This is a genomic window from Pseudoalteromonas sp. MMG024, from assembly GCF_021654175.1.
Taxonomy (GTDB): Bacteria; Pseudomonadota; Gammaproteobacteria; order Enterobacterales; family Alteromonadaceae; genus Pseudoalteromonas.
Genome location: NZ_JAKFZO010000020.1, coordinates 1 through 26,205, shown reverse-complemented (window position 1 = coordinate 26,205; position 26,205 = coordinate 1). Strand labels below are relative to the sequence as shown.

Annotated in this window: 25 protein-coding genes; 5 read left to right on the top strand and 20 right to left on the bottom strand. The window is 41.9% G+C overall.

Annotated elements, in window-relative coordinates:
* Nucleotides 1-66 precede the first annotated feature (66 nt).
* Nucleotides 67-264, top strand: a complete 198-nt coding sequence (locus L1068_RS17070) for a hypothetical protein (protein ID WP_237131214.1) — start codon at nucleotides 67-69, stop codon at nucleotides 262-264.
* Entirely contained in the window at nucleotides 230-751 is a 522-nt protein-coding gene (locus L1068_RS17065; protein WP_237131213.1) for a DUF2867 domain-containing protein, read from the top strand. The genes L1068_RS17070 and L1068_RS17065 overlap by 35 nt, the downstream gene beginning before the upstream one ends.
* A gap of 67 nt (nucleotides 752-818) precedes the next feature.
* Here L1068_RS17065 and lipA read toward each other — a convergent pair whose 3' ends face one another.
* The 13 genes from lipA to leuS form a co-directional block, all read right to left on the bottom strand.
* A complete protein-coding gene (gene lipA / locus L1068_RS17060; protein ID WP_054978448.1) occupies nucleotides 819-1,784 on the bottom strand; it encodes a lipoyl synthase in 966 nt (321 codons plus the stop codon).
* Between the two features lie 3 nt (nucleotides 1,785-1,787).
* Nucleotides 1,788-2,432 carry a lipoyl(octanoyl) transferase LipB gene (lipB, locus tag L1068_RS17055; RefSeq protein WP_105171611.1) on the bottom strand — a complete coding sequence of 215 codons (645 nt, stop codon included), beginning with the start codon at nucleotides 2,430-2,432 and terminating at the stop codon, nucleotides 1,788-1,790.
* 5 nt (nucleotides 2,433-2,437) lie between these two features.
* Nucleotides 2,438-2,716, bottom strand: coding sequence for a DUF493 family protein YbeD (ybeD, locus tag L1068_RS17050; protein ID WP_010560415.1), 279 nt, complete (start codon nucleotides 2,714-2,716; stop codon nucleotides 2,438-2,440).
* A 169-nt stretch (nucleotides 2,717-2,885) separates the two neighbouring features.
* Nucleotides 2,886-4,037, bottom strand: coding sequence for a serine hydrolase (locus tag L1068_RS17045; RefSeq protein WP_237131212.1), 1,152 nt, complete (start codon nucleotides 4,035-4,037; stop codon nucleotides 2,886-2,888).
* 59 nt (nucleotides 4,038-4,096) lie between these two features.
* Nucleotides 4,097-4,840, bottom strand: a complete 744-nt coding sequence (locus L1068_RS17040; protein ID WP_237131211.1) for a septal ring lytic transglycosylase RlpA family protein — start codon at nucleotides 4,838-4,840, stop codon at nucleotides 4,097-4,099.
* A 4-nt stretch (nucleotides 4,841-4,844) separates the two neighbouring features.
* The gene (gene rodA / locus L1068_RS17035) at nucleotides 4,845-5,948 is read right to left on the bottom strand and encodes a rod shape-determining protein RodA (protein WP_054978452.1); all 1,104 of its coding nucleotides are present in this window, start codon (nucleotides 5,946-5,948) and stop codon (nucleotides 4,845-4,847) included.
* On the bottom strand, nucleotides 5,945-7,819 hold the full coding sequence (mrdA, locus tag L1068_RS17030; protein WP_237131210.1) for a penicillin-binding protein 2: 1,875 nt from the start codon (nucleotides 7,817-7,819) through the stop codon (nucleotides 5,945-5,947). Before mrdA ends, rodA begins: the two co-directional genes overlap by 4 nt.
* Nucleotides 7,820-7,835: 16 nt before the next feature.
* Nucleotides 7,836-8,306 carry a 23S rRNA (pseudouridine(1915)-N(3))-methyltransferase RlmH gene (gene rlmH / locus L1068_RS17025; protein ID WP_010560410.1) on the bottom strand — a complete coding sequence of 157 codons (471 nt, stop codon included), beginning with the start codon at nucleotides 8,304-8,306 and terminating at the stop codon, nucleotides 7,836-7,838.
* A 4-nt stretch (nucleotides 8,307-8,310) separates the two neighbouring features.
* Entirely contained in the window at nucleotides 8,311-8,628 is a 318-nt protein-coding gene (gene rsfS, locus L1068_RS17020) for a ribosome silencing factor (protein WP_010560409.1), read from the bottom strand.
* A 62-nt stretch (nucleotides 8,629-8,690) separates the two neighbouring features.
* Nucleotides 8,691-9,305 carry a nicotinate-nucleotide adenylyltransferase gene (gene nadD / locus L1068_RS17015; RefSeq protein ID WP_237131209.1) on the bottom strand — a complete coding sequence of 205 codons (615 nt, stop codon included), beginning with the start codon at nucleotides 9,303-9,305 and terminating at the stop codon, nucleotides 8,691-8,693.
* The gene (gene holA, locus L1068_RS17010; RefSeq protein WP_237131208.1) at nucleotides 9,302-10,357 is read right to left on the bottom strand and encodes a DNA polymerase III subunit delta; all 1,056 of its coding nucleotides are present in this window, start codon (nucleotides 10,355-10,357) and stop codon (nucleotides 9,302-9,304) included. The genes nadD and holA overlap by 4 nt, the downstream gene beginning before the upstream one ends.
* Nucleotides 10,357-10,842, bottom strand: coding sequence for an LPS assembly lipoprotein LptE (gene lptE / locus L1068_RS17005; RefSeq protein WP_237131207.1), 486 nt, complete (start codon nucleotides 10,840-10,842; stop codon nucleotides 10,357-10,359). Before lptE ends, holA begins: the two co-directional genes overlap by 1 nt.
* Nucleotides 10,842-13,430: a leucine--tRNA ligase gene (gene leuS, locus L1068_RS17000; protein WP_237131206.1), complete on the bottom strand. Its 2,589-nt coding sequence runs from the start codon at nucleotides 13,428-13,430 to the stop codon at nucleotides 10,842-10,844. Before leuS ends, lptE begins: the two co-directional genes overlap by 1 nt.
* Nucleotides 13,431-13,668: 238 nt before the next feature.
* On the opposite strand from leuS, the gene L1068_RS16995 reads away from it, so the two are divergent.
* Nucleotides 13,669-14,145: a hypothetical protein gene (locus L1068_RS16995; protein ID WP_010560404.1), complete on the top strand. Its 477-nt coding sequence runs from the start codon at nucleotides 13,669-13,671 to the stop codon at nucleotides 14,143-14,145.
* A 91-nt stretch (nucleotides 14,146-14,236) separates the two neighbouring features.
* Nucleotides 14,237-16,627, top strand: coding sequence for an ATP-binding protein (locus L1068_RS16990; RefSeq protein ID WP_237131205.1), 2,391 nt, complete (start codon nucleotides 14,237-14,239; stop codon nucleotides 16,625-16,627).
* A gap of 45 nt (nucleotides 16,628-16,672) precedes the next feature.
* Here L1068_RS16990 and L1068_RS16985 read toward each other — a convergent pair whose 3' ends face one another.
* The 7 genes from L1068_RS16985 to miaB all read right to left on the bottom strand — a co-directional run bounded on the left by L1068_RS16985 (nucleotide 16,673) and on the right by miaB (nucleotide 24,612).
* A complete protein-coding gene (locus tag L1068_RS16985) occupies nucleotides 16,673-18,100 on the bottom strand; it encodes an ATP-binding protein (RefSeq protein WP_237131248.1) in 1,428 nt (475 codons plus the stop codon).
* Nucleotides 18,019-19,026 (bottom strand): MASE3 domain-containing protein, encoded by a 1,008-nt coding sequence (locus L1068_RS16980; protein ID WP_237131204.1) that lies wholly within the window; start codon nucleotides 19,024-19,026, stop codon nucleotides 18,019-18,021. The genes L1068_RS16985 and L1068_RS16980 overlap by 82 nt, the downstream gene beginning before the upstream one ends.
* A gap of 84 nt (nucleotides 19,027-19,110) precedes the next feature.
* The gene (lnt, locus tag L1068_RS16975; RefSeq protein ID WP_237131247.1) at nucleotides 19,111-20,619 is read right to left on the bottom strand and encodes an apolipoprotein N-acyltransferase; all 1,509 of its coding nucleotides are present in this window, start codon (nucleotides 20,617-20,619) and stop codon (nucleotides 19,111-19,113) included.
* Between the two features lie 29 nt (nucleotides 20,620-20,648).
* Nucleotides 20,649-21,536 (bottom strand): CNNM family magnesium/cobalt transport protein CorC, encoded by an 888-nt coding sequence (corC, locus tag L1068_RS16970; protein WP_237131203.1) that lies wholly within the window; start codon nucleotides 21,534-21,536, stop codon nucleotides 20,649-20,651.
* A 97-nt stretch (nucleotides 21,537-21,633) separates the two neighbouring features.
* Entirely contained in the window at nucleotides 21,634-22,083 is a 450-nt protein-coding gene (gene ybeY / locus L1068_RS16965; RefSeq protein WP_237131202.1) for an rRNA maturation RNase YbeY, read from the bottom strand.
* Complete coding sequence (locus L1068_RS16960) at nucleotides 22,080-23,135, bottom strand: PhoH family protein (RefSeq protein ID WP_237131201.1); 1,056 nt, start codon at nucleotides 23,133-23,135, stop codon at nucleotides 22,080-22,082. Before L1068_RS16960 ends, ybeY begins: the two co-directional genes overlap by 4 nt.
* A 46-nt stretch (nucleotides 23,136-23,181) precedes the next feature.
* Nucleotides 23,182-24,612: a tRNA (N6-isopentenyl adenosine(37)-C2)-methylthiotransferase MiaB gene (gene miaB / locus L1068_RS16955; protein ID WP_010560397.1), complete on the bottom strand. Its 1,431-nt coding sequence runs from the start codon at nucleotides 24,610-24,612 to the stop codon at nucleotides 23,182-23,184.
* A 224-nt stretch (nucleotides 24,613-24,836) separates the two neighbouring features.
* Between miaB and L1068_RS16950 the strand changes: the two genes are divergently transcribed.
* Nucleotides 24,837-25,994, top strand: a complete 1,158-nt coding sequence (locus tag L1068_RS16950; protein WP_237131200.1) for an FAD-dependent oxidoreductase — start codon at nucleotides 24,837-24,839, stop codon at nucleotides 25,992-25,994.
* Nucleotides 25,995-26,205: the final 211 nt, after the last annotated feature.

Genomic DNA, 26,205 nt, shown 5'->3' with positions numbered 1-26,205 from the left:
TTGTTGTTGATTTTTGAGCGTGCTCAACAATAAAATGAGCGCGCTCAATTAATTTTAGGAGTGAGTATGGAACATTTAAAACGATTACTTGGCTCGGTTATTTTTCTGCCGTTTATCTTTTGTTATAGCTATGTTGTTGGTCCGCTGCTTATGGCTGTTTTAGTGCCTGGTGGAGTAGTGCTGTTGCTACTTATTTTAGGCTTTAAAGATGGAAAAAAGGCGTTTAAAGATGCGTTTTTACAACAGCAGATCGGTAAAAAATAAAGTTACGGCAATTCAATTTCCAAGTGTTATTAGCAAAGGCTGCGGGGCGTGTTACAAAGACGCATTTATGTTTACTGCAAACAAAGCTGACTTAACTGCACAGCAGGTTTATTTTGCTATTTTTGCTGAGTTGCCACAGTGGGTGAAAGGCCTTTTGACACTGCGTAACAAAGTTGCCTCACTGTTTGGCTTTTTGGCAACAGATAATAATATGGGAAGTAGTTTTACCTCGATGAAAACAGGCGAGAGCGCGGGGTTTTTGCGTTATCAATTGGTAAGCGATGAGCAAGTTGTCAGTACCAGTGAGGAGCCCAATATGGCAATTTGGCTAACGGTAAAACGGGTGTCGCAAAGTCAATTTATTGTTGCGACAGAGGTGGAGTTAAGAACGTTAAAAGGGCGAGTGTATATGGCAATCATTAAGCCATTTCATCGATTTATCGCGCCATTTTGCATTCGTTACGCATTAAAAATGAATCGAATATAAAACATAAAAGCCAGCATATGCTGGCTTTTATTTGTAATCTATTTAAGTAATTTAGCTTGCGCTTTCGTTACTTAACCTCTTTACCTGCTGCTTGTAAATCAGCGTGGTAACTAGAGCGTACAAACGGACCACAAGCTGCATGGCTGAAGCCAATTTCATCAGCATAGTCTTTTAATGCATCAAACTCGACAGGCGGCACGTAGCGCTTAACTGGTAAGTGGTGCTTAGAAGGCTGTAGGTACTGACCCACAGTAAGCATATCTACATTATGCTCACGTAAATCGCGCAACACTTCTTCAATTTCGCTAATTTCTTCGCCTAAGCCAACCATTAAACCTGATTTTGTTTTAACGTTCGGGTGAGCTTCTTTAAAGCGACGCAGTAATTCAAGAGACCATTTGTAGTCAGCACCTGGACGTGCAAGCTTATAAAGGCGCGGCGCCGTTTCTAAGTTGTGGTTAAACACATCAGGTGGCGTTTCGGTTAAAATCTCAAGGGCTTTATCCATACGACCACGGAAGTCAGGTACTAAAATTTCAATCGTAATACCTGGATTGTGCTTGCGAATTTCGCGAATACAATCGGCAAAGTGCTGTGCACCACCGTCACGCAAGTCATCACGGTCAACAGACGTAATTACAACGTAACTTAGCTTCATATCTTTAATTGTTAAGGCAAGCTTTTCTGGCTCTTGTGCATCAGGCTTCAGCGGTCGACCGTGGGCAACATCACAGAACGGGCAACGTCGGGTACAAATTGCACCTAAAATCATAAAGGTGGCTGTGCCGTGGTTAAAACACTCAGACAAGTTTGGACAAGATGCTTCTTCACATACTGAGTGCAAACCATGCTTACGCATTGCGCTTTTAATGCCGTCAATACGTTCACTTGATTTAGGTAAACGAATTTTTAGCCATTCTGGCTTGCGCAGCATTTCTTCTTTTTCAGTTGGCATAACCTTGACGGGGATTAGTGCCATTTTTTCCGCATCACGAAGCTTTACGCCCGGTTGCATTTTTACAGGTTTACTCATTGATTAAAAACCTACTACTTGCTCATATTCAGTGGTACCTAATTTTTTAACTAGGTGCTTTACCAGCCCGCTTGACGCTTCTTCTAGCGTTTGTGGGCCATTAATTTGTTTGGTTTGTAGCATTTCCATTCCGGCATAACCACACGGGTTAATGCGTAAAAACGGTTCCATATCCATATCGATATTTAATGCAAGACCGTGAAAAGAACAGCCGCGACGAACGCGAAGACCCAAAGAGGCTATTTTCTTTTCGTCGACATATACGCCCGGCGCATCGGCTTTGGCGTACGCCTTGATACCGAAATCATTTAGGGTATCGATCACCGTTTCTTCAAGCCACGTAACCAATTCGCGCACACCAATTTTGAGACGACGTAAATTAAACAGTACATACAGTACTTGTTGGCCTGGACCGTGATAAGTTACTTGGCCGCCACGATCAACTTTAACTACCGGAATATCACCGGTCATTAATAAGTGTTCTTCTTTGCCTGCTTGACCTTGGGTAAATACAGGGTTGTGTTCTACCAACCAAATTTCATCAGCGGCATTTTCGTCGCGCGTATCGGTATAGTCCTGCATTGCCTGCCATACCGGCTCGTAATCTTGGCGATTAAGCTGTCGAACGATCAATTTAGGCATATTAATAGGCCTTACAGTACGTAACGTACGTCTGCGATTGAGCCAAGCTCAGTGTAAATTGTTTCGATATGTTCTTTGCTGGTGACTGTTGCAACTAAACTTACAGACTCATAATTACCTTTGCTGCTTGCTTTGGTTTTAGGTGCGTAGTCGCCAGGCGCTAACTTTTGCATCACAGTTAATACTTGCGAGGTTAAGTCAACATTTGCAAGGCCCATTACTTTAAAAGTAAAAGGACAAGGGAACTCTAAAAACTCGTCAAATTTAGTATTTTTAACCGGATTAACCACATTTCACCTCAGTAATTATAGGGTTATTACGACCATTTAGCTGGCCCTAAGAAAATGCCCGCTAGTCTATCATAAATTCAAAAAAACGCTTATTAATAATGTTTATCTGTCTTTGCCAATTTACAAATAAAAAAAGCGCCAAATGGCGCTTTTTTTATTAATTAACAGATTAGTTGTTAATTTGTAGACGAATATAATCGTAGATTTTGCTGAAGAAGCTACCTTCGTTAATTTCTTCTAACGTTACTAGTGGATATTGTGCAATATCTTCACCGTCTAGTTGTAAGAACAAAGTACCCACTTTTACACCTTTTTTAATTGGTGCTTCAAGTGTTTGGTCTAGCTCGAAATTCGCTTTTAGGTTTTTCATTTGACCACGAGGAATGGTGATCGGTGTATCTTCTAAAATACCTAGCGATACCGTCTCTTTGTGGCCCATCCAAATACGCTGCTCAGCAAAGCTGTCACCGGCTTTATACGGTGTTACTGTTTCGAAAAAGCGGAAACCGTAGTTAAGTAATTTGCGGCTTTCTGTTGCACGTGAACGTTCGCTCTTGGTACCCATAACAACTGATACTAAACGCATATTGCCTTTTTTAGCTGAGGTTACAAGGCTGTAGCCAGCTTCGCTAGTGTGGCCTGTTTTAATCCCATCAACGTTTAGGTTTTCATCCCATAACAGTGAGTTACGGTTATACTGCTTAATGCCGTTGTAAGTGAATGACTTCTCTGCGTATAGCGAGTACTCTGCAGGTACGTCACGAATGAGTGCAACACCTAAGGTTGCCATATCACGTGGCGTAGTATAGTGCTCTGTAGTATCTAAACCGTGGCTGTTGATAAAGTGCGTATTACTCATACCTAATTTTTGTGCATGAGCATTCATTAAATCAGCAAATGCTGGTTCGCTACCTGCAATGTGCTCTGCCATTGCTACACACGCATCATTACCTGATTGCACAATAATGCCACGGTTTAGGTCTTCTACCGATACTTGTTTACCTACTTCGATAAACATTTTTGATGAGTCTGGGAAGTTTTTTGCCCACGCTCTTTCACTGATGGTAACTTGATCATCAAGTGAAATGTTACCGTTTTCTACCTCAAGACCAATTACATAGCTGGTCATCATTTTGGTTAAACTTGCCGGTGCTAGCTTAGTGTCAGCCTCACCTTCGGCAATGACTTTACCTGTTGTGAAGTCAACTAAAAAATAGCCCTTGGCATTGATTTGAGGAGGCGCGGGGATGATTTGTGCTTGCAGTGAAAAGCACGACGCTGCTGCAATGGCAGCAATAACTGTTTTTTTAATTCGATTCATTGGCTCTTTGGGTCAATTGTATTAGTTTTGGGTATTTTGCGTTAATTATCCTAAAGCAATCAGTCACTGTAAAGCATGAATGCGTTTTCATGGCTATTTGCCTTAATTTTATCGAGTAATTCTTTCGCAACTTGCGCATTGTCGATTGGACCAAGGCGCAAGCGATAAATTCCATCTTTTTTCACAATTTTACTGTCTACCTGATGTTCTGCCGTTAACGTTTTAGCAAGCACACCTAAGTGCTCGATACTTTGCGCAGCGGCAATTTGAATATAGGCTTTGTGATGATTAGTTTCCGGAACTAGCGCTTCTATTTTTACTTTCGCGGTACCTTTGCGATGGTAGCCTAGTTTATATGCGGCGGCGTACGATAAATCGATAATACGGTCATCGTGAAATGGCCCGCGGTCGTTAACGCGTACCACTGCAGTATTGCCATTTTCTAAATTGGTAACGCGCACAAAACTGGGTAACGGTAAGGTTTTATGTGCTGCGGTCATGGCGAACATATCGTAAGGCTCACCATTAGATGTGGCGTAGCCATGGAATTTTCGCCCATACCAAGAGGCAACGCCAGTTTGGCTGAAGCCTACTTCACTGTGCAATGGCTGATAACGTTTGCCGCGTACTTCATAAGGTCTGCTTGCAGAAATGCTCTTTTTTTCAGATGTCACCGCAACATCTTGCATTTCTTCTGGCAATGGCGCGCGCAGTGGCGCTGCGTCATGACGCATACTGTAGCGACCAGACGGCGCACATGCGGTTATGAAAATTAGTATTGTTAAAAGTAGTAGGTGTTTCATTGTGTTATTTCACCAAAATGCGCTTATGGGTTGCAATAGACATAATAATACCGAACCCCGCAAGCAGGGTTACCATGGACGTACCGCCATAGCTGATAAGGGGAAGGGGAACCCCTACTACAGGTAATAACCCTGAAACCATACCAATGTTTACAAAAACATAAACAAAGAAGGTCAGGGTAATACTCGCTGCTAATAATTTGCCAAATGCATCTTGTGCACTGACGGCAATAAACAAGCCGCGAGCGATAATAAATAAGTACAAGCTAAGTAAAATTGTGACACCAATTAGGCCAAATTCTTCACTTAGCACGGAAAAAATAAAATCGGTGTGGCGCTCGGGCAAAAATTCTAATTGAGACTGCGTGCCATGCGTCCAGCCTTTGCCTTCAACACCGCCAGAGCCAATCGCAATTTTAGACTGAATAATGTGATATCCCGCACCAAGTGGGTCGCTCTCTGGGTCAAGCATGGTTAGCACCCGCGTTTTTTGGTATTCGTGCATGCCATAATGCCAAAAACCATAAATTGCCGCCGGTGCAATGGCTAACGCACCTAAAATAAGGCGCCAATGAAGACCTGCAAAAAACAACACAAATAGGCCAGAACTTGCAATCAGAATTGATGTGCCTAAATCGGGTTGTTTCATGATTAAACGTGTTGGAATTGCAACAATTAATAAGCCAATTGCTAAATGGCGATATTTCGGTGGTAAGTGATAACGACTAATATACCAAGCAACCATAATCGGCATGGCGAGTTTCATAATCTCAGAGGGTTGAAAGCGAATACCCACATTGAGCCAGCGCTGTGCGCCTTTACTTGATACACCAAAAAACATGACGGCAACCAGCAGGGCAACACCAACCACGTAGATGGGTAATGCCCAGCGCCGCATATTTGTGGGTGATACTTGGGCCAGGGCGAACAACACAAATAAGCCAAGTCCAATACGGGTTGCTTGACGAAATACTAAATCAATATTCTGACCGCCGGCACTGTAAACTACCACTAAACTGCCGCCCATTAAGGCTAAAATTGCCACAAGTAATGGCCAGTCTAAGTGTAATCTATCCCAAATCGTTTTATTGTGATTGAGCGCCTTCACGGTTTACCTACCAAAGATTCTGGTTTATTCGAAAAGTAATAGTCCATTAATGTACGCGCGATAGGTGCCCCAACCGATGCCCCGCCACCGGTATTTTCAACGGCAACTGCTATTACAATTTCAGGTTTTTCATAAGGGGCAAAACCAATGTACATTGCGTTATCGCGGTGGCGTTCGTCGAGTTTCTCTGCGTCGTAGCGCTCACCTTGGGCGATACTTTTCACCTGTGCTGTACCGGTTTTTCCACCTGCCGTGTATTGTGCGCCAATAAAGGCTTTGTGCGCCGTGCCCGTTTTCTTATGTACTGTGTTGTACATCGCACGTAGTGCAATATTCCAATTTTCGTCATTTTTAAGTTGTACGGGTGGCTTTTCATCACGGGCAATAATTTGTACTTGGTCGCTCAATTTAGTTGCTGACACTAAATGCGGCTGATAGCGCAGGCCCTTGTTCACCATGATGGCCATGGAGTTGGCTATTTGCATTGGGGTGGCGGTCCAATAGCCCTGACCAATTGAAATATTGGGTGTGTCACCTGGGTACCAAGGTAATTTGTAAGTGACTTCTTTCCATTCACGCGACGGCAAGTTGGCTGTTTTTTCTTCGTGAATATCAATGCCTGTGCGCTGACCAAAACCAAATTGATACATAAACTCGCTAATTTTATCGATGCCTAAGCGGTAGCCCACTTCATAAAAGTAGGTATCGCAACTTTCTTCAATTGCTTTATATACATCGACTTTGCCGTGCCCCCAAGGTTTCCAGTCACGCCAACGGTGATCCGCTTTCGGTAATTTAAAAAAGCCAGGGTCGTACAATTCGGTTGTTTCAGTAACAACGTCTTCATCAAGAGCCAACATTGCAAGGTGTGGTTTAATTGTTGATGCGGGTGGATAAACCCCTTTGGTTACACGGTTAACAAGAGGTCTATCGGGGTTGAGCAGTGCTTTGTAATCTTTGCTACTAATGCCGTGAACAAATAAATTAGGATCGTAACTTGGGTTTGAATAAAAGGCTAAAATACCACCGTCACGAGCATCCATCACCACAATTGCACCGCGCATACCATCTAGCGCCGCTTGTGCTATTTGTTGTAAACCAATATCCAAAGTAAGAATGAGATCTTTGCCAGGTTCGGGCGCGGTTGATTTTAGGGTGCGTAAAATTCTCCCGCGATTATTAATTTCAACCTCTTCGCTGCCGACGGTGCCATGTAATATTTCTTCGTAGTATTTTTCGATACCTAATTTACCAATATCACGAGTTGCCCGATAGTTTACGTCGCGACCTTCCATTTCGAGCTCAAAGTGTTCGGTTTTATTCATCTTGGCAACATAGCCAATCGCGTGGGTTAGGGCATCGCCATAAGGGTAATGACGCGCTAAGCGTGCTTCAACGCTAAAACCTGGGTATTTGTGTTGGTTTACAGAAAATAATGCAACTTGCTCTGGGGTTAAGCGCGACTTTAAAATTTGGCTTTTAAAACGACGTTTGCGTTTACTGTTTTTAAGAAATTCTTGTTGCTGCTCTTGGCTAATATCAAAAAGAGCGGATACTTCACTTAAACTTTTTTCTAGGTCGTCTGATTCTTCTGGAATTACTTCAAGATTATAAACAGGGCGGTTTTCCGCGAGTAGTACGCCATTACGGTCGTATATAAGGCCACGGTTTGGCGCAATTGGAATGACTTTAATGCGATTTTCGTTAGAGCGAGTTTGGTAACTTTGGTGTTGATTAACTTGTAAATTAAACACGTTAACAAATAAGATGCCAATAACAATCATGACAAACACAAACGCCACAAACGCGCGGCGGGCGACTAAATTAGCCTCCGCTGAGTGATCCCTGATAGTAGCGCGTTGTTTTAGCATCTAATTGTTTTTGTTCTTATTCTCGGTGATAAGGGTGATTGTTATTCAAACTCCATGCACGATACAAGCTTTCTGCGACGATTATTCTTACCAGTGGGTGCGGCAAGGTCAAATTAGATAAAGACCATTTTTGCTCAGATGCGGCAATACATTCGGGTGCTAAACCTTCAGGGCCACCAATTAGTAAGCTGATATCGCGTCCATCAAGTTGCCATTTACTCATTTCCTTGGCAAGTTGATGGGTATCGAGTGCTTTACCTGTGACCTCTAAAGTAACGATTTTGTTCCCTTTAGGAATTGCGGCTAAGGTCTTTTCACCTTCTTGCTGTAAAATACGCTTAATATCGGCATTTTTACCGCGTTTACCAGCGGGAATTTCAATAAGCTCTAAGCTCATATCGCGCGGAAACCGGCGCTGATACTCTTGAAAGCCGGTTTCTACCCACGCTGGCATTTTCGTACCAACAGCAATTAGCTGAATACGCACAGAATTAGCTCCAAAGTTTTTCTAACTGGTAGAATTCACGTGCACTTTCTTGCATTACATGAAGTACTACATCACCTAAATCAAGTAAAACCCATTCGCCTTCTTGTTGGCCTTCGGTACCGATGATTTCAATACCTTGTGCTTTTGCTTCAAGTGCAACGTTGTTGGCAATTGACTGTACATGGCGTTTTGAAGTGCCTGAGCACACAACCATATAGTCGGTAATTGATGATTTATCTGTCATATCTAACGTGGTGATATCAACGGCTTTGATGTCGTCTGCTTTGTCGATTACAAAGTCTAATAACTCGCGAGGATCCAAAAGTATTTCCTAGTAATTGGTTTATTTGGCTTAATTGTTAAATTTTAACACGTGCAGAGGGTTTATTGGTAGAGACGATGCTGTTTTATATAGTCAGAAACCGCTTCTGGCAGGAAATCATTTTTGTATTGGGTAAGATTTGTACGCAGTGCCGAAGATGAAATGGCAACTTGTTGGTGCTGTGCAAGAAAGATATGGCCAGCAAGCGGTAAGTCCTTTATCGCATCGTTAATATTGCCACTAATAAATGACGCGACTTCAGGGGTTGGTTGAAATGTTTCGCCAGGTCGTTGAAAGACCAAAAAATTACTATTGCTGATACAGTCTTGCCATTTATGCCATTTATGCAAGGTGTTGAGTGAATCCATTCCGATAATAAAAAATAAAGGCTCTTCCGGGAACTCTTGTCTGAAGCTACTTAGGCTTTCTAGCGCGTAACTTGGTGTTTTGCGGTTTATTTCACGCAAATCAATAGCAAAGTTGGCCTCAGCTTTAATTGCGAGTTTAATCATATTAATGCGGTGCGTGCTTGTTATGCCCGACGTGGCTTTATGTACAGGTTGCTTGCACGGCATAAACAGTACTTTGCTTGGCGCCAGTATTTGATCCGCTTGTTTCGCTAATGCAAGGTGCCCGGTGTGTATTGGGTCAAATGTGCCACCTAAAATAACAATCATAGGTTGGCGTATTGTTCTACTTTTGCGTTAAACGGTACAGAAAAGGGCAGTGGACCAACAAACATTAGGGCAATATGCAGCAAGTGTTGGTAGGCATCAATATGTTGGTGTTGTTTGTAGGCTAAATCAAATTCGGCCAGTACATCACCGAGCGCGTTCAGTTCAACGTGTGTTAAACGCCTTAATGCTTGCTCTGTAATGGCTTGCTTATTTTTCCACACCTTAAATTGGCTGAAAATTGCATTGAATGATTCGCCGTTTGCTATCGCGTGTTGCATTGCTTGTAAGCTGTCAAACTCGCGTACCAGTGCCCATAAAATAATGGTTGGTTCGACGTTTTCTTGTTTTAGCTTAAGCATTACTTTACTGATCTGAACACTGTCACCTTTTAAGAGGGCGTCGCTTAAATCAAATACGTCTAAACGCGACTGATTGACCAGCGTTGGTGCTAAGGTTTGGGCGTTAATTTCACCGGAAATATTGAGTAAAGAGAGCTTTTCAAGTTCTTGGGATATTGCGAATAAATTATCTTGGTTGTAGTCAACTAATAAGGTTTTAGCATCAGCAGATAATCGCAAATTCAAACTTTGGCACTGTTGTTCAAGCCACGCGAACAGTTGCTTTCCTTGAAGCGGGTAACACGGCACAAATAACCCGTGTTTATCTAATGCTTTAAACCATGCACCACGTTGAATGTCGTTACCCACTTTTTCGCCTTTGATAACGAGAATGCAATCGGGGTTTGGGTTTTGCGCAAGCGATTGTAATAACTTGCTGGCTGCAGCATTGGGCTTGCTGTCACCCAGTTCTAATTCGATAATTTTGCGATTAGCAAAGAGTGACAAGCTTGCATATTCTTGCACAATTTCTTGCCAGTCAAACTGGGGAGAAGCGGCAAAGCGAATGATTTCATCAAATCCTTGTGCTTTTGCAATTGATTTAACTTGGTTTGCAGCTTGGTTTAATAAAAATGCTTCTTCACCAAAAAGTAAGTAAAAAGGCGTTAAGCCTTGTTTTAACTGAGCAACTAATTGGTTCGGATAAATACGCATTAATATTGGCCTAACTGACGAATAATCAAGTTACTTGCTTGTTGGCGCAATTCTGACAGGATCAATTCCATTTCTCGCGATTTAGCTAGCGCGTTATCAGGGTCGTCTTGATAATTACGGGTAAGCTCAAAGCTATTGGTAATTGGCTTTTGCTTGTCACGAATAAGTTGGTAACTGACAGTGTAAATAAGTTCATGCTCGGCTACTTGGCCGTTTGGGAACAAACTTAGCGTACGACGGTTAAGAGAGTCGTTTAGTAGCTTTAGCTCAGCAGTAGCGTACTTTGAATCAGTATTAATATTGCTCAGTGCTAAACTGTTTTGTAGCTCGGTAAAAAGCTGAGAGTCAGGGTTTGTCGCCGTGACCACTAAGTTTTGCAGATCGTCAGGTAATACTGATGCGGTACGCAATTTGAAACCGCAGCCAACTAAAAGCACAAAACACAGCAATAATGCTGTGTTTTGTAAAAAGCGTGGTGCAAACATTAGTTTGCAACCACGTTTAGCAATTTACCTTTAATAAAGATAACCTTGCGAATAGTTAAACCGTCTGTGAATTTAGTCACATTAGGTTCTGCAAACGCTGCTTTTTCAACAGCGTCTTGGTCTGCATCAGCTGCAACGGTAATTTTACCGCGTACTTTACCGTTAACCTGCACGACAACTAGCTTTTCGTCTTCAACCATCGCTGATTGATCAACCACAGGCCATGGTGCATCAACGACTTCATCTTGCTTGCCAAGGTTTAGCCATAATTCATGACAAACGTGCGGTGTAATCGGTGAAAGCATTACTATTAATGCTTCAAGCGCTTCATAACCAATCGCGATATCGTTGCTATCGTTTAATGGGGCTTTAACAAGCTTGTTAAGTAACTCCATTACCGCAGCAATTGCTGTGTTAAATGTTTGACGACGATCTAAATCATCAGACACTTTCGCAATCGCTTTATGCAATTCACGACGAAGCACTTTTTGCTCGTTTGAAAGCGAAGCACTATCAAGCGTTGTACGCTCATTTGCCATTACTTCATTTGCGAATTTCCAGACACGTTTAATAAAGCGATGTGCACCTTCTACACCTGAGTCAGACCATTCTAATGTTTGTTCTGGTGGTGCGGTAAACATCATAAATAAACGCACTGTATCGGCACCGTATTGGTTAATTACCGTTTGTGGGTCAATACCGTTATTTTTCGATTTAGACATTTTGCTCATACCAGCAGATTCAACTGGTTGGCCGTCGTCTTTGTGCCACGCTTTTACAACGCGACCTTTGTCGTCTTTTTCGCTTTCAACGTCGCTTGGTGCAATCCAAACGTCGCCGCCTTTTTCGTCTTTACGGAAGAAGGTTTCTGCTAATACCATGCCCTGACATAATAAACGCTCAAACGGCTCATCTGAATTTACTAGGCCAAAATCACGTAATAGCTTGTGGAAGAAACGCGCATAAAGTAAATGCAAAATAGCGTGCTCAATACCACCGATATACTGGTTTACAGGAAGCCAGTAGTTAGCTGCACCTGGCTCTAACATGCCTTCATCGTAGCGCGGGCTACAGTAACGTGCGTAGTACCAAGACGATTCCATAAACGTATCGAACGTATCAGTTTCGTGGAATACTTGCTCACCATTAACGGTTGCTTTCGCCCATTCAGGATCAGCTTTGATTGGTGATGTAACACCATTCATTACCACATCTTCAGGAAGGCGCACTGGTAACATGTCTTCTGTAGCTGCAAGCTCAGAGCCATCTTCTTTGTTTAACATTGGGATTGGTGAACCCCAGTAACGCTGACGGCTTACACCCCAGTCACGAAGACGGAAGTTAACTTTGCGCTTACCTGCATTGATACCTTCAAGTTTGTCGGCAATGGCATTAAATGCTGCTTCAAACTCAAGACCATCAAATTCGCCAGAGTTAATTAACACGCCTTTTTCAGTGAATGCTTCATTGGCGATATCTGCTGTTAGTTCAGAACCTTCAACAGGCGCAATAACTTGCTTGATTTCGAGGCCGTAGGCAGTAGCAAATTCAAAGTCACGTTGGTCGTGACCTGGTACAGCCATTACTGCACCCGAACCGTAGTCCATTAGTACAAAGTTAGCAGCCCATACCGGTACTTCTTCGCCCGTTAATGGGTGAATTGCTTTAAAGCCAGTGTCTATGCCTTTTTTCTCCATTGTTGCCATATCAGCTTCAGCAACTTTGGTGTTTTTACATTCTTCAACGAAGGCAGCAACCGCTGGATTATTTTTCGCAGCTTCTTGTGCAATTGGGTGACCGGCTGCAACACCAACATAGGTTACGCCCATAAAGGTATCTGGACGCGTTGTGTACACAGTGAATGTTTCACCGTTATCAGCACGTTTAAAGTCGATTTCTAACCCTTCGGAGCGACCAATCCAGTTGCGCTGCATGGTTTTAACTTGCTCAGGCCAGTGCTCAAGTTTGTCTAAGTCGTCAAGTAGCTCTTGCGCATAGTCAGTAATTTTAATAAACCACTGCGGAATTTCTTTTTGCTCTACAACGGCACCTGAACGCCAACCACGACCGTCAATAACTTGTTCGTTAGCAAGTACGGTTTGGTCTACTGGATCCCAGTTAACCGTAGACATTTTTTTGTATACAAGGCCTTTTTCGTACAGTTTTGTGAAGAACCATTGTTCCCACTTGTAGTACTCAGGGTGACAAGTCGCGATTTCACGATCCCAGTCGTAACCAAAACCAAGTTGCTTTAACTGGTTGCGCATGTAGTCAATGTTTTCGTAAGTCCATTTTGCAGGGGCCGTATTGTTTTTAATAGCGGCGTTTTCAGCAGGTAGACCAAATGCATCCCAACCCATAGGTTGCATTACGTTTTTGCCTTGCAAGCGTTGGAAACGTGATACTACATCACCAATGGTGTAGTTACGTACGTGACCCATGTGCAGGCGACCACTTGGGTAAGGGAACATTGAGAGACAGTAAAACTTTTCTTTACCTTCTTGCTCAGTTACTTTAAATGTTTGATTTTCATCCCAATATTTTTGAACTTTTTGTTCGATATCCTGCGGGCTGTATTGCTCTTGCATTCTAATTTCCAAACTACTTGCAAAATAAATAAAAATTGGCGCTTAGCATAGCGTAAATTGCGGCGCTAATACACCCTTAGCTGCGCATTAAAAGTAAGTTTTTTGTGTCTTTAATCGCACCTCAAACGCTGTTTGATTTTGCTACTTGATTGTTGTTTTAATAAGCAGTTAACTGTTTGATACAAGATATTTTTTATATCGCTACTATACTTATAGAAACAGCAAAAGGAGGAATAGAATGAAAGACAGTTACGACAATTATTTAAAGCGCTTTCAACAGTGGTTACAGGACGTAAACGATCATGAACTTAAAAGCTTGCAAAAAGCCTTCTATGACTTTCAAAAAGAGCTGGCAGCCCTTGGCAAATATTCAAAAGAACAAATAGAAGATTACAGTTATTACGTAAAACGCGATATTGAGGAGTTTAACCGGCTCAGAAAGGCGCAAAAAGACAATGACTTCGCAAATGAAGAATTTAATGAAGAGTGGTGGTTAGCGCTGTCACATTTAGTTGATAAAACCCAATTAGAATGGTCACTATTACTTGATGATTTTGAACACAATGGTGTTTACAAACAAGGCGAGTGGGTATCGTTTGGTGAGTTTCAATGTAAAGCTTGTGGTGAAGTGAAACACATCACGCATCCAAGCCAATTAAGCGCGTGTATTGAGTGTGATGCCATTGAGTTTCACCGTATCGCCAGCGCGCCATAAATATTTTAACTTTCTGATGTTATTTTTTAAGGACTTAAGTAGACTCACACAAAAGCTATAGCGAGCAAGCGCTAATAAGGACGGTAGTATTATGAAAATTGGCGAACAGAACAAACTTGGTGTTGATGTACTTGCACCGCAAATAGAATTGCACGCAATAGAAACTTGCATGGCGCAAGCATACCCTGATGAATACACAATTATTGGACAAAAGCGTGCACAAAGTGCCATTGATTTTGCGCTAGGAATGGAGCTGCCTGGTTACAATATTTACGTGATGGGTGAACCAGCACTAGGTCGTTTTACCATGGTGCAATCAAAACTAGCTGCGCAAAGTCGTACCAAACAAACCCCACCAGATTGGCTTTACTTAAACAACTTTGACGAACACCGTCAGCCAAGTGCGATTTTTATGGCTGCGGGCGAAGGTAAGCTATTTAGTGAAGATATTGATTCATTTATTGACGAGATTTTAGATACCTTTCCAGCCGCATTTGATAACCCTAATTATCAACGTCAAAAGAAAGCAATTGATAGCAGTTTCAACGAGAAATACGATGAAGCGCTCGAGATCGTAGAAAAAATTGCTAATCAACATAATGTGGCGTTGTTTGAAGAGTCGGGTGTGATCAGCTTTGCCCCGGTAGTTGACGGTAAGCAGTTAGATGACGCTGAGTTTTCAAGCCTTGATGACGAGCAAAAGCAATATTTTTACGATGTAATATCTCGTTTAGAAAACGCACTTAATGAAGCATTAATAGAATTACCAAGATGGAAGCGTGAATCATCGGAAAAGCTACGCGAACTAAAGCAAAAAACGGTAGAAACCGCAATAAAACCGCTGCTAAAAGATTTAGAGCATAAATACACCAGCCATTTAGGCATTGTGAAGTATTTAAAAGAACTCAAAGCTGAGCTAATAGACGCTGTACTAGAGTGGCTGGCAGAAGAGAGCGACGAAAATAATAAAGAAGACTTAGATAAGCGCGCAATGCTAACTGAATACATTGCACCAAACATTTTAGTGAGCCACAAAGAAGAGGGTGCACCTGTTGTCTATGAGCCAAATCCAACGTTTGGCAATATTTTTGGCAAAGTAGAATACACCTCGCAATCAGGTTCCATTGTTACCAGTTTCCGCTCGATTCAATCGGGTGCGCTACATCGTGCTAATGGTGGTTACTTAGTGATGGATGCGGAAAAACTGATGGCCAATAGCCAAGTTTGGGACGCGCTAAAATTAAGTTTAAAGAGCAAACAAATTAAAACAGATCTTGCCGCACAAGATTCAAGTGTGGGTGCAAGCTTCACGTTAAAACCACAGCTTATTCCGCTAGATGTGAAAATAATTTTGCTTGGTTCACGTGATTTGTATTACGTAATGCAAGAGTATGATGATGAGTTTAATGAACTTTTTCGTGTGCTTGCCGATTTTGATTACCATATTCCGGCAACCGATAAATATCAGTTCCAACTGATCAGTCGGGTGCAAAAATATGCGACAGAAACATTAAAAATGTCACTTTCAGCCCATGCGTTTGCAGCGCTTCTGCGTTTTAGTCACCGCCAAGCTGAACACCAACGCAAGCTTTCAGCACGCTTTGCCGATGTGATTGAATTAACCAACGAAGCCGCGTTTTTTGCACGGCAAGACGGTGAAACCACAATTGAAGCAGCACATATAGACGAAGCGCTTGCTGGTAAACAATATCGTACTGGGCAAATAAGCGAATCTTTTATGACTGAAATTAAAGAAGGTCATGTGCTTATACAAACTGAAGGTACGCAAGTGGGCTGTGTTAATGGCTTAACTGTTCTGCATATTGGAGATACCAGCTTCGGTACGCCAGCGCGCATTACCGCGACTGTCTACGCAGGCAGTGATGGCATTGTTGATATTGAACGTGAAGCTGACCTCGGTAAATCGATTCACAGTAAAGGCGTAATGTTGCTAACAGGTTATTTAGGTAATAAATACGCGCAAGATTTTGCCCTTACTTTGAGCGCTAATATTGCCATTGAACAAAGTTATGGTTCGATTGATGGTGATAGTGCATCACTTGCTGAGCTGTGCGCATTGGTTTCAGCCATCACGCGTTTACCGATTAATCAAGGTATTGCGCTTACTGGCTCAATTAACCAGCACGGTGAAGTGCAGGCAATTGGCGGCGTAAATGAAAAAATTGAAGGTTTCTTTAAGCTCTGCCAGATGCGTGGTTTAAATGGTGCACAGGGCGTTATTGTGCCGCAATCTAATGTGCATAATTTAGTGCTTAATGCACAAGTGCTGGAAGCGGTTGAAAAAGGGCTGTTTAGTATTTATGCGGTGAGTACAGTTGACCAGGCGTTTGAAATCTTACTGGGTAAACAAGCTGGCGAACTCTCTGCCAAAGGCACTTATGGTAAGGATACAATTCACGACTTAGCGTTACGTCGCTTAAGCCATTTTGCCGAAGTGATTAATGGCGGTGTTGAAGAATAAACACCTAGCTAATAAACCGATAAAAGCAGCGGAATCGCTGCTTTTTTATTTTAAGTACTGCTGTAGTTTGTCTAGCAACAGGGTTTTTTCTATTGGTTTTCCAATCCAGTCATTACATCCAATCTCGTGATAACTTTGAATGTCTGACTGCATAATATTCGCAGTAAGCGCGATGATTGGCGTGCTGGTATCGTTTTCTCTGATTTTGGTGGTTGCAGTTTTGCCATCCATAACCGGCATTTGCATATCCATTAAAATTAAATCAAATGATTCACTCACCGTTTCTAATGCTTGTAAACCATTGTTCACTATTGTTAGTTGCGCTTGCGTTGGCTGTAACATTGCTTTAACTAATACTTGGTTAATTGGATTGTCTTCAACTAGCAATAAGCGCTTTTCGCTAAGGTTGATAATTTCTTCGGCTTGCAAGTGCTGATTTTGTGCATCCTCTTTGGCCTTTGTCAGTGGAATATCAATGGTAAAGTTTGTGCCTTTATTTAATTCACTCGTAACACTTATGGTGCCACTCATTAGTTTTATCAACGATTGTGCGATTGGCATACCAAGGCCTGTGCCACCGTACTTACGGGTAATGGAATCGTCAGCTTGTTCAAAACGCAGGTACAGTTTATCAATGCATTTTTCACTCATACCTATGCCCGTGTCATTAACTAAAAATGTGATATATGGTTTATTGGCATTTGGCAAAATAGACAGAGTAACGCTGCCTTGTTGGGTAAATTTAATCGCATTAGAACAGATATTCAGTAGTACTTGTTTAATACGCGTTGGATCGCCAATCCATAGGTCGTGCTCTACCTGATTTAAAATATTAAACGCGATGTTTTTTACCAGTGCAGTTTGGACCAAATCGGCATGTAAATTAGCGAGTAGTTCACTAAGTTTAAATGGTGTGCGCTCTAACGATAATTTACCGGCTTCAATTTTTGAAAAATCAAGAATATCGTTTACCACCGTCATTAATGCTTTTGTTGAATCAAGCGCATCTTTGACATAGCCGTTTGCTACTTTGTTGAGGTGCATTTCATTTAACAGTTGCAAATTGCCATACACGCCGTTCATTGGTGTGCGTATTTCATGGCTGGTGTTAGCCAAAAAGGCACTTTTCGCATTGTTAGCACTCTCGGCAACTTCTTTAGCGTGCTTTATAAAACGCTCTTGCTCTTTACGCTCAGTAATATCGCGTATTACACCTACAAAGTGGTGTTCTTCGTCGAGTAAAAGATGGCTAATCGTTAATTCAATGGGAAACTCATCACCATTTTTACGTTTTGCAATTAAATCACGATTTTTACCAATAGCAGAGGGGGATTGTTTAACGCGATAGTTGGCAACAAACTCGTCGTGCTTTTCTGCAAACGCGTTATTCATTAGCAAGGTAACGTTTTTGCCAAGCACATCGCGTAATTGCCAACCAAACATAGATTCGGCACTTGTTGAGAAGAGTTTAATATGGCCTTTTTGGTTAATAACGATAATTGCATCTGTGAGGCTAGCAAGTACCGCGGCTTGCTGTTGTTCGGTGATTGCGATACGTTTTTTGCGCTGTCGAGGAATGCTTGTGTGGCTTTCTCTTGCTGTAATAACGACTCGTTAGAGCTTTGCAACTGAAGAAACAAGTATCGCTCGTTTTGTAGGGCAAACCATAGTGCCACGCCATACGCTAAGAGCCTCAGTAAGTGCCATCCCCACCATGACACATCCCATAAGAACGATTGCTGAAACATGATAGCGGCAAAGCCAAACATTGAGCAGTGCAAAATAAACAGTAAGTCGTCACTTTTCTTATATTGCTTATAAACAAAGAAAAGCTTGATTGCGGCGAATAATAAGGCAATACCACCAAACATGTTCATAAAGGTGGCTAATGAGGCAAAGCGCGTTTGCTGCACCATAATCGGTACGTGCTGAGGAAAGATAATCGAAACTATCGAAATAATGAGGCTTAACAGCAAAACCACAAAGACAAAACGTGTGCTGATGGCATTTGTAAATTTCGGCTTAAGCAATACTATCGCGAAGAGTAGCCCGCCAAAAAATGTGGCTAACGAATGTAACCAAACAAATAAGTTTCCAGGTTTGACTAAAGCATGGGCAATATCGAAGACACCCATCGTGCCAATCGCCGCAGCGATAACTAAATTAAAGCTAGTACCGCGTTTACTTTGTTCCAAATTGATTAATAGAAAACACACTAATAGCGCAATAACGCTACCGATTACTTCCACTGCGCTGTGAAATGGAATATGTTGCCAACGCCATTGAGACAAGGTGGTCTTTGCTAGGGCAAAGGTTAACAGGTGAATAAATGCACTTAGTAAAATCGTAATGACGATGGTTTTACTAAAGCGCAATGGCGAATTGGGCTGTTTGAGCAAATGTGTGCCTTAAGTATCTGACAAAAAAGGTAACACATTAAATTTAGACGTCATTGCGTGATAACACAATAACGTCGTCATTGATTATGGCATGCTCTTTTGTTTTTGCCGTTGGGTAATTAAACTTGCAATAAAACAAAGCAGTAGAGCTATGTATAACGTACGGTCGCCATACTGGCTGTAAAATGTTTTACCAGTGGTAAGTGGCAGGGTAAAACGTTCTAACGCCGCTTCAAATTGGGGTAAATACTGTCCGTGTTTAGCGATTGGGTCGTACACGCCGCTTACGCCGTTATTGGTGACACGAACCAAGGGCATACCCAACTCAAGGGCACGCATGCGTGCAATTTGCATATGCTGGTGGGGGCCATGAGAATTACCAAACCATGCATCATTACTTACCGTAAATAAAATATCAGAATCTTGCTGATAGTTACCACGTACTAAGCTACTAAATGCAATTTCATAACAAATAGCCGGTAACACGTGATAACCATTAGCAATTAAATTAGCTTGCTTCGCTTCGCCTCGGGTGAACGAGGAATGGTCAAGGTCAAACAGCGGTGCAATCGGTCTTAATATTTCTTCAAACGGTACAAACTCACCAATGGGAAGTAATTGGTGTTTATTATAGCGATTGTGATGCAAATAACGGTAATGACCCTGTTGGTCATCAGCATGCTTTTTGCCTACTACAATTAAGTTGTTATAAACCGTTTTTGTACCGAGCTGATAATCTATAATGCCGGTAATAAGCGCGGTATTATTAAATGCCGCAGCTTTATCAAGATTACCAAGGTAATCGTCTACGAGTACTTCAATCTCAGGAATTGCAGCCTCAGGCCAGACGATTAGATCAGCCTGCCAATTTGGACGAGTCATATCTTGATATTTCGCCATGGTTGGCCAGAAATTTTCAGGCGCGAAGCGTAACTCTTGTTTGATATTGCCTTGCACCAGTACGACATCAATCGATTTGTCTCGGTAGCTTACAGAAGGTGAAAAATGCGCTGAACCAAGTGCCAATAAAAGCAAAGATGCAATCACAACTGCAGGCTTAAAACTGCGTTGGCTCAGTGTGTAAATAGCAAAACCTAGCAATAAACTCACAGCAGTTAACCCTGTTTCACCTATCCAAGGGGCAAGGTTATTAAGTGGACTGTCTGTTAACGTATAGCCAAAACTTAACCATGGAAAGCCTGTAAGTAACGTACCGCGCAAGTATTCCATTAAGATAAATAACGGAATAAAAAGTGCCAAATGCGTTATAGACTGGGTGTTTTTGTTACCGAATTTATGGCTAAGCCAGCAGGCAAGGGTTGGGTATAGCGCAAGGTACGAAACCAAAATCAACATCAATAAGAGTGATGCAATTAGCGGTAAGCCACCAAATTTTGCAATGGATACATGTACCCAACTTATGCCCGCACCAAACCAACCTAGACCAAAGATAAAACCATGGCTAGCAGCCGTTTTAGCGCTGACATTACGATTAAGGTAAAAAAGAGTGGCAATAGCAAAGGGCGCGATTGGCCAAAGGTTAAACGGTGAGTAACTAAATACCATTAAAATGCCGGCGATAAGCGCCAGCATTTTGTCTTTCATTGATGATGAGATCACGTTTAATTATCTGTTGATTCGTCTTCGTTGGTATCATCACTTTTTGGCAATGTAACCTGTACTTGAAGAATACGGCGGCTATCTGCGTTGGTGATCTTAAATTGAATTCCTTCAATTTCAATGGTTTCACCACGAGATGGCATATGACCAAAGGCATGTAGAATAATGCCACCTATGGTGCCGGCTTCATCGGTATCGAAATACGTTGAAAAGTGCTGATTAAAATCTTCAAGTGGCGTAAGCGCTTGTACTAAGTATACGTGCTTTGCAACTTGACGAATATCTTGTGTTTCTTCTTCTTCGTCGTGCTCATCTTCAATTTCACCAACGATGATTTCAAGAATATCCTCGATGGTAACAAGTCCAGAAACACCACCGTATTCATCAATTACAATCGCCATATGATAGCGTTGCTGACGAAACTCATTGAGTAGGGTGTCTACACGTTTACTTTCTGGCACAACAACAGCTGGGCGTAAGTAATCGCGAAGTGGTGGATGCTCTTCTTGATTTTTTAAAATAAGCGGTAATAAATCTTTAGCGAGTAAGATGCCTTCTACATGATCTTTATCTTCACATACCACAGGAAAGCGTGAGTGCGATGATTCAACCATAACTGGCAACAATTCGGCAATTGTTTGTTCTACATCCAGTGTAATCATTTGCGAGCGAGGGATCATAATATCGCGAACTTTCAGTTCAGATACGCCCAAAACACCTTTCATCATATCTTTGGTTTCTGGGTCAATAAGATCTCTTTCTTCAGCGTCGATAATAACTTCGACTAACTGCTCTTTATTCTGGGGTTCCCCTTGTAACATTTGGGAGATTTTGTCTAACCAAGTTTTACCAGAAGAACCCTGACTAGATTGCGAATTTTCGTCGCTCATAAGCGCTTTATTAGCTCCATTTAAATAAAATTAAGGATTAATTATTGGCTAATCCAAGCCTGTTATACCAAATTTAGTTTGAATTTCAAAAACAAAATTAGTCGCGATAGGGATCGTCGATGTTTAAATCAGCAAGTAACTGTTTTTCTAACGATTCCATCTCTAATGCTTCTTCGCTATCTATATGGTCATAGCCCATTAAATGCAAGCAGCCATGTACTACCATATGAGCAAAATGGTCATGAAATGCCTTTTCTTGCTCGATAGACTCTTGTAACACAACTTCAGGGCAAATAATTAAATCACCAATTAATGGCAGCTCAATGCCTGGAGGTGCCTCAAACGGAAAGCTCAGCACATTTGTTGGCTTATCTTTACCGCGATATTCGTGGTTTAGTTGTTGGCTTTCGTTTGCGTCGCTAATACGAATGGTTAATTCGGCGTCGGGCTTTAAATTTGCCAGCGCTTTATTTGCCCAAAGTTCAAATTGCGCGAATGTTGGCAAGTTGTCACATTCATGGGCGATTTGTAAATCCAGTTCTATCATGTTGCGTCTGACTCATTTTGCGCGTTGGCTTTATCAAGCTCTTGCTGCTTTTTCTTTTCGATTTTCTTTAAGCGCTCAACTTCATCGTGTTTTTCGTACGCTTCTACAACTGCAGCAACAACAGGGTGACGCACAACATCGTGTGACTTAAAGAAGTTAAAGCTAATCGCCTCTACATCGCTTAATACTTCAATGGCATGACGCAGCCCTGAGCGCGCACCGCGGGGTAAATCAACCTGCGTAATGTCGCCAGTAATCACTGCCTTAGAGTTAAAGCCAATACGTGTTAAGAACATTTTCATTTGTTCAACGGTAGTGTTTTGGCTCTCATCTAAAATGATAAAGGCATCGTTTAAGGTACGACCACGCATGTAGGCAAGCGGGGCAACTTCAATCACATTCTTTTCAATTAAACGCTCAACTCGCTCAAAGCCTAACATTTCAAAAAGAGCATCATAAAGTGGGCGTAGGTATGGGTCGACTTTTTGACTTAAATCACCCGGTAAAAAGCCCAGTTTTTCACCTGCTTCTACCGCAGGACGAGTAAGCAAAATACGGCGAATTTCTTGACGTTCAAGGGCATCTACTGCCGCTGCCACCGCCAAATAGGTTTTACCTGTACCTGCAGGGCCAATCCCAAAGGCAATATCATGCAACAGTACATTTTTTATATACGTTGCTTGATTAGGATTACGAGGCTTTACAACGCCGCGGCGGGTTTTGATAACAAGTTCGTCACGATATAAATCATCGTCTTGCTCGAGTACCGTGGTTTCTTGAATCGTTAAATGCACCAAGTCAGGTTCGATATCTTTACTGATACCTTTAACCTGTTGTGTTTCGATGTAGAGATTTTTAATAATATCAGTTGCCGCGATCACGTTATGTGCGTTGCCGGTGATTTTAAAGTGGTTCTCACGATGGGCGATTTCCACACCAAGTCGACGTTCGATTTGTTTTATATTTTCGTCGAATGGACCACAAAGTGATGCTAGACGTTTATTGTCTGAGGGTTCGAGGTAAGTTTCTAACGTTTTTAACTGGTTACTCAAAATGGGTTCCTTGATTGGTGTGGCATCTGCCACACCAAATTAACATTTAGGGTGTAAATGTTGCTACACCCAGCTCATTCGCTTCTTGGCTTTGTGCTTTACCTAAAATATCGCTTGGTGCTACGTCTTTACGTAGGTCCATTTCAGCTTCAGTGCGAATTAACTCACCACGCAGTGAATTTGGTAAGGCTTCGGTAATTTTTACATCAACAAACTGACCAATTACAGAGTGCGGACCTTCGAAGTTAACTACGCGGTTGTTCTCAGTACGACCACGAAGTTCCATTGGATTCTTTTTCGATGGGCCTTCAACTAAAATACGTTGCTCAGTTGCAAACATTTTACGGCTGATATCTTGCGCCATTTGCGTAATACGGTTTTGTAAAATGTATAAACGCTCTTTCTTTTCAGATTCAGGTACATCATCAGGTAAGTCAGCGGCTGGTGTACCAGGGCGTGCACTGTAGATAAAGCTAAAGCTCATATCAAAACCAATATCATTGATAAGGTTCATCGTCGCTTCAAAATCTGCTTTCGACTCGCCTGGGAAACCGATAATAAAGTCAGAGCTCATACTTAGGTTAGGACGAATCTTACGTAACTTACGAATAGTTGATTTGTATTCAAGCGCCGTATGACCGCGCTTCATTAACGCAAGTACTCGGTCAGAGCCGCTTTGTACAGGCAAGTGTAAGTGGTCAACAAGCTCTGGCACGTCAGCATAGGCTTCAATGATGTCAGGTGTAAATTCTACTGGGTGAGATGTGGTATAACGAATGCGGTCGATACCATCAATTGCCGCTACATAGCGCAGTAGATCTGAGAAATAACAAATTTCACCATCGTGCGTTTCACCACGATATGCATTTACGTTTTGACCTAGTAGGTTTACTTCACGTACGCCTTGCTCGGCAAGTTGTGCAACTTCAAGTAATACGTCATCAAGTGGGCGGCTTACTTCTTCACCACGCGTGTATGGTACAACGCAGAACGTACAGTACTTAGAACAACCTTCCATAATCGATACGAACGCGCTTGGGCCTTCAGCTTTTGGCTCAGGCAAACGGTCGAACTTTTCGATTTCAGGGAATGAAATATCAATAACAGAGCCGCTTTCTTCTTGTACTTGTTTGATCATTTCAGGAAGACGGTGCAATGTTTGTGGACCAAAAACAATGTCTACGAAAGGTGCACGTTGGCGAATTGTGTCGCCTTCTTGTGATGCTACGCAACCACCTACACCAATCACAAGATCAGGGTTGTCATCTTTTAACAGTTTCCAACGGCCCAACTGGTGAAATACTTTTTCTTGTGCTTTTTCACGAATCGAACACGTATTTAGAAGAATAACATCTGCATTTTCTGCTTCTTCAGTTAATTCATAACCATTGCTAGCATCTAATAGGTCTGCCATTTTTTGCGAGTCGTACTCGTTCATTTGACAGCCCCATGTTTTGATATGCAGCTTTTTACCCATGTTTTCGTGCCTCAACAAATTACTTACAGCTTAAAGGACGCGTATTTTATCCTTAAGCGTAGGTGGATTCAAATATGTTTGCAAAATCATCAGTGCTTATTTAGAAAAACAATTTATGAGTTAAATTTAACGCGATTTTTCTTAAAAAATATGAATCAAAATCAAACTTTTGTTAGAGGCTTACGTTAGAATAGACGGCATATCAATCTGAAGGATTATGTCTTATGAGTTTATCTATTTGTATTGTCGGTGGCGGCATGGTGGGCGCAGCGGCCGCAGTGGCGCTTGCAAAACAAGGTCACACCATAACGTTAGTGGAAAATAAACCAATAGATGCCGTAAAAACACTCGAAGATGAACAAATTGATATTCGCGTGTCTGCACTTAATCTTTTCTCTGAAAATCTGTTGCAAGACTTAGGCGCATGGCAATATGTTAAGGCCGCGCGCAATGTGCAATATAATCGCTTAAGTGTACAAGACCATCACCAAGCACCTTTGGTATTTTCCAATGAGGAAATTGGCGAGACTCATCTTGGACACATTATTGAAAATAGCATTATTCAGGCGAGTATCTGGCGTACGTTTTCTGATTTAGCGATTTCAGTAAAAAGTGATTTAGGCCCGTTAGAGGGAATACTTGAACATAGTAACACCGTGAGTGTGTGTTTTTCATCACAGACGATAGACGCTGATTTAGTGATTGTTGCCGACGGTGCAGGCTCTAAAACACGAGAGCTGTTAGGGATTGGCACTACCGGTTGGCAATATCAACAAGCATGCATGGGTGTGTTAATAAAGCTAGATGCACCAGAGCAAGAGATTACATGGCAAGAGTTCCAACCAACGGGCCCTGTTGCATTTTTGCCGATGCAGGCACCTTATGCGAATTTAATTTGGTATAACCACGAAGACACACTGAATAAGCTAGCGACTGGCAGTAAAGAGTCACTTAAAAGCGCGATTTTGACGCATTACCCTGAGTTACCGGGGGACTTTGAGATTCTAAACACAGCGGTATTCCCGTTAACACGCCAACATGCAAACAATTACAGCAAAGGACGATGTGTATTAGTAGGCGATGCAGCACATGCAATTAATCCGCTTGCAGGGCAGGGCGTAAATCTAGGTTTTAAAGATGTGGCACAATTAGTTAGCAGTTTATCAAAAGAAGCTGATGTATTGAGTGCGTTAAAAGATTATGAGAAAAAACGACGTTTACCTAATCTTGCTATGATGAGCATGATGGATGCGTGTTATTTTGCATTTTCTAATGAATTAACACCGTTGAAGCTATTGCGACAAGGCGCTATCGCTGGACTCAATAGAGTCAGTCCGATAAAAAGTCAGATGCTAAAATACGCAGTAGGCCATTATTTATAATGACCTTTTTTATGCTTTTTGTTTTTAAGGCTCGATGAGTCGTGTAGAGACACTAGCAAGTCAATTCTCTTTCGGCGAAATCTAATTAAACGTTCTAGTTATACTTAGCTTGGCGTATTATTTTTTACGCCCTAGAGAGTAACATTCGTTATAGTTCTGACACTTCCTTAACCTAGCTGAAAGAACTATTGGACTAAATATTGTAAGAGTC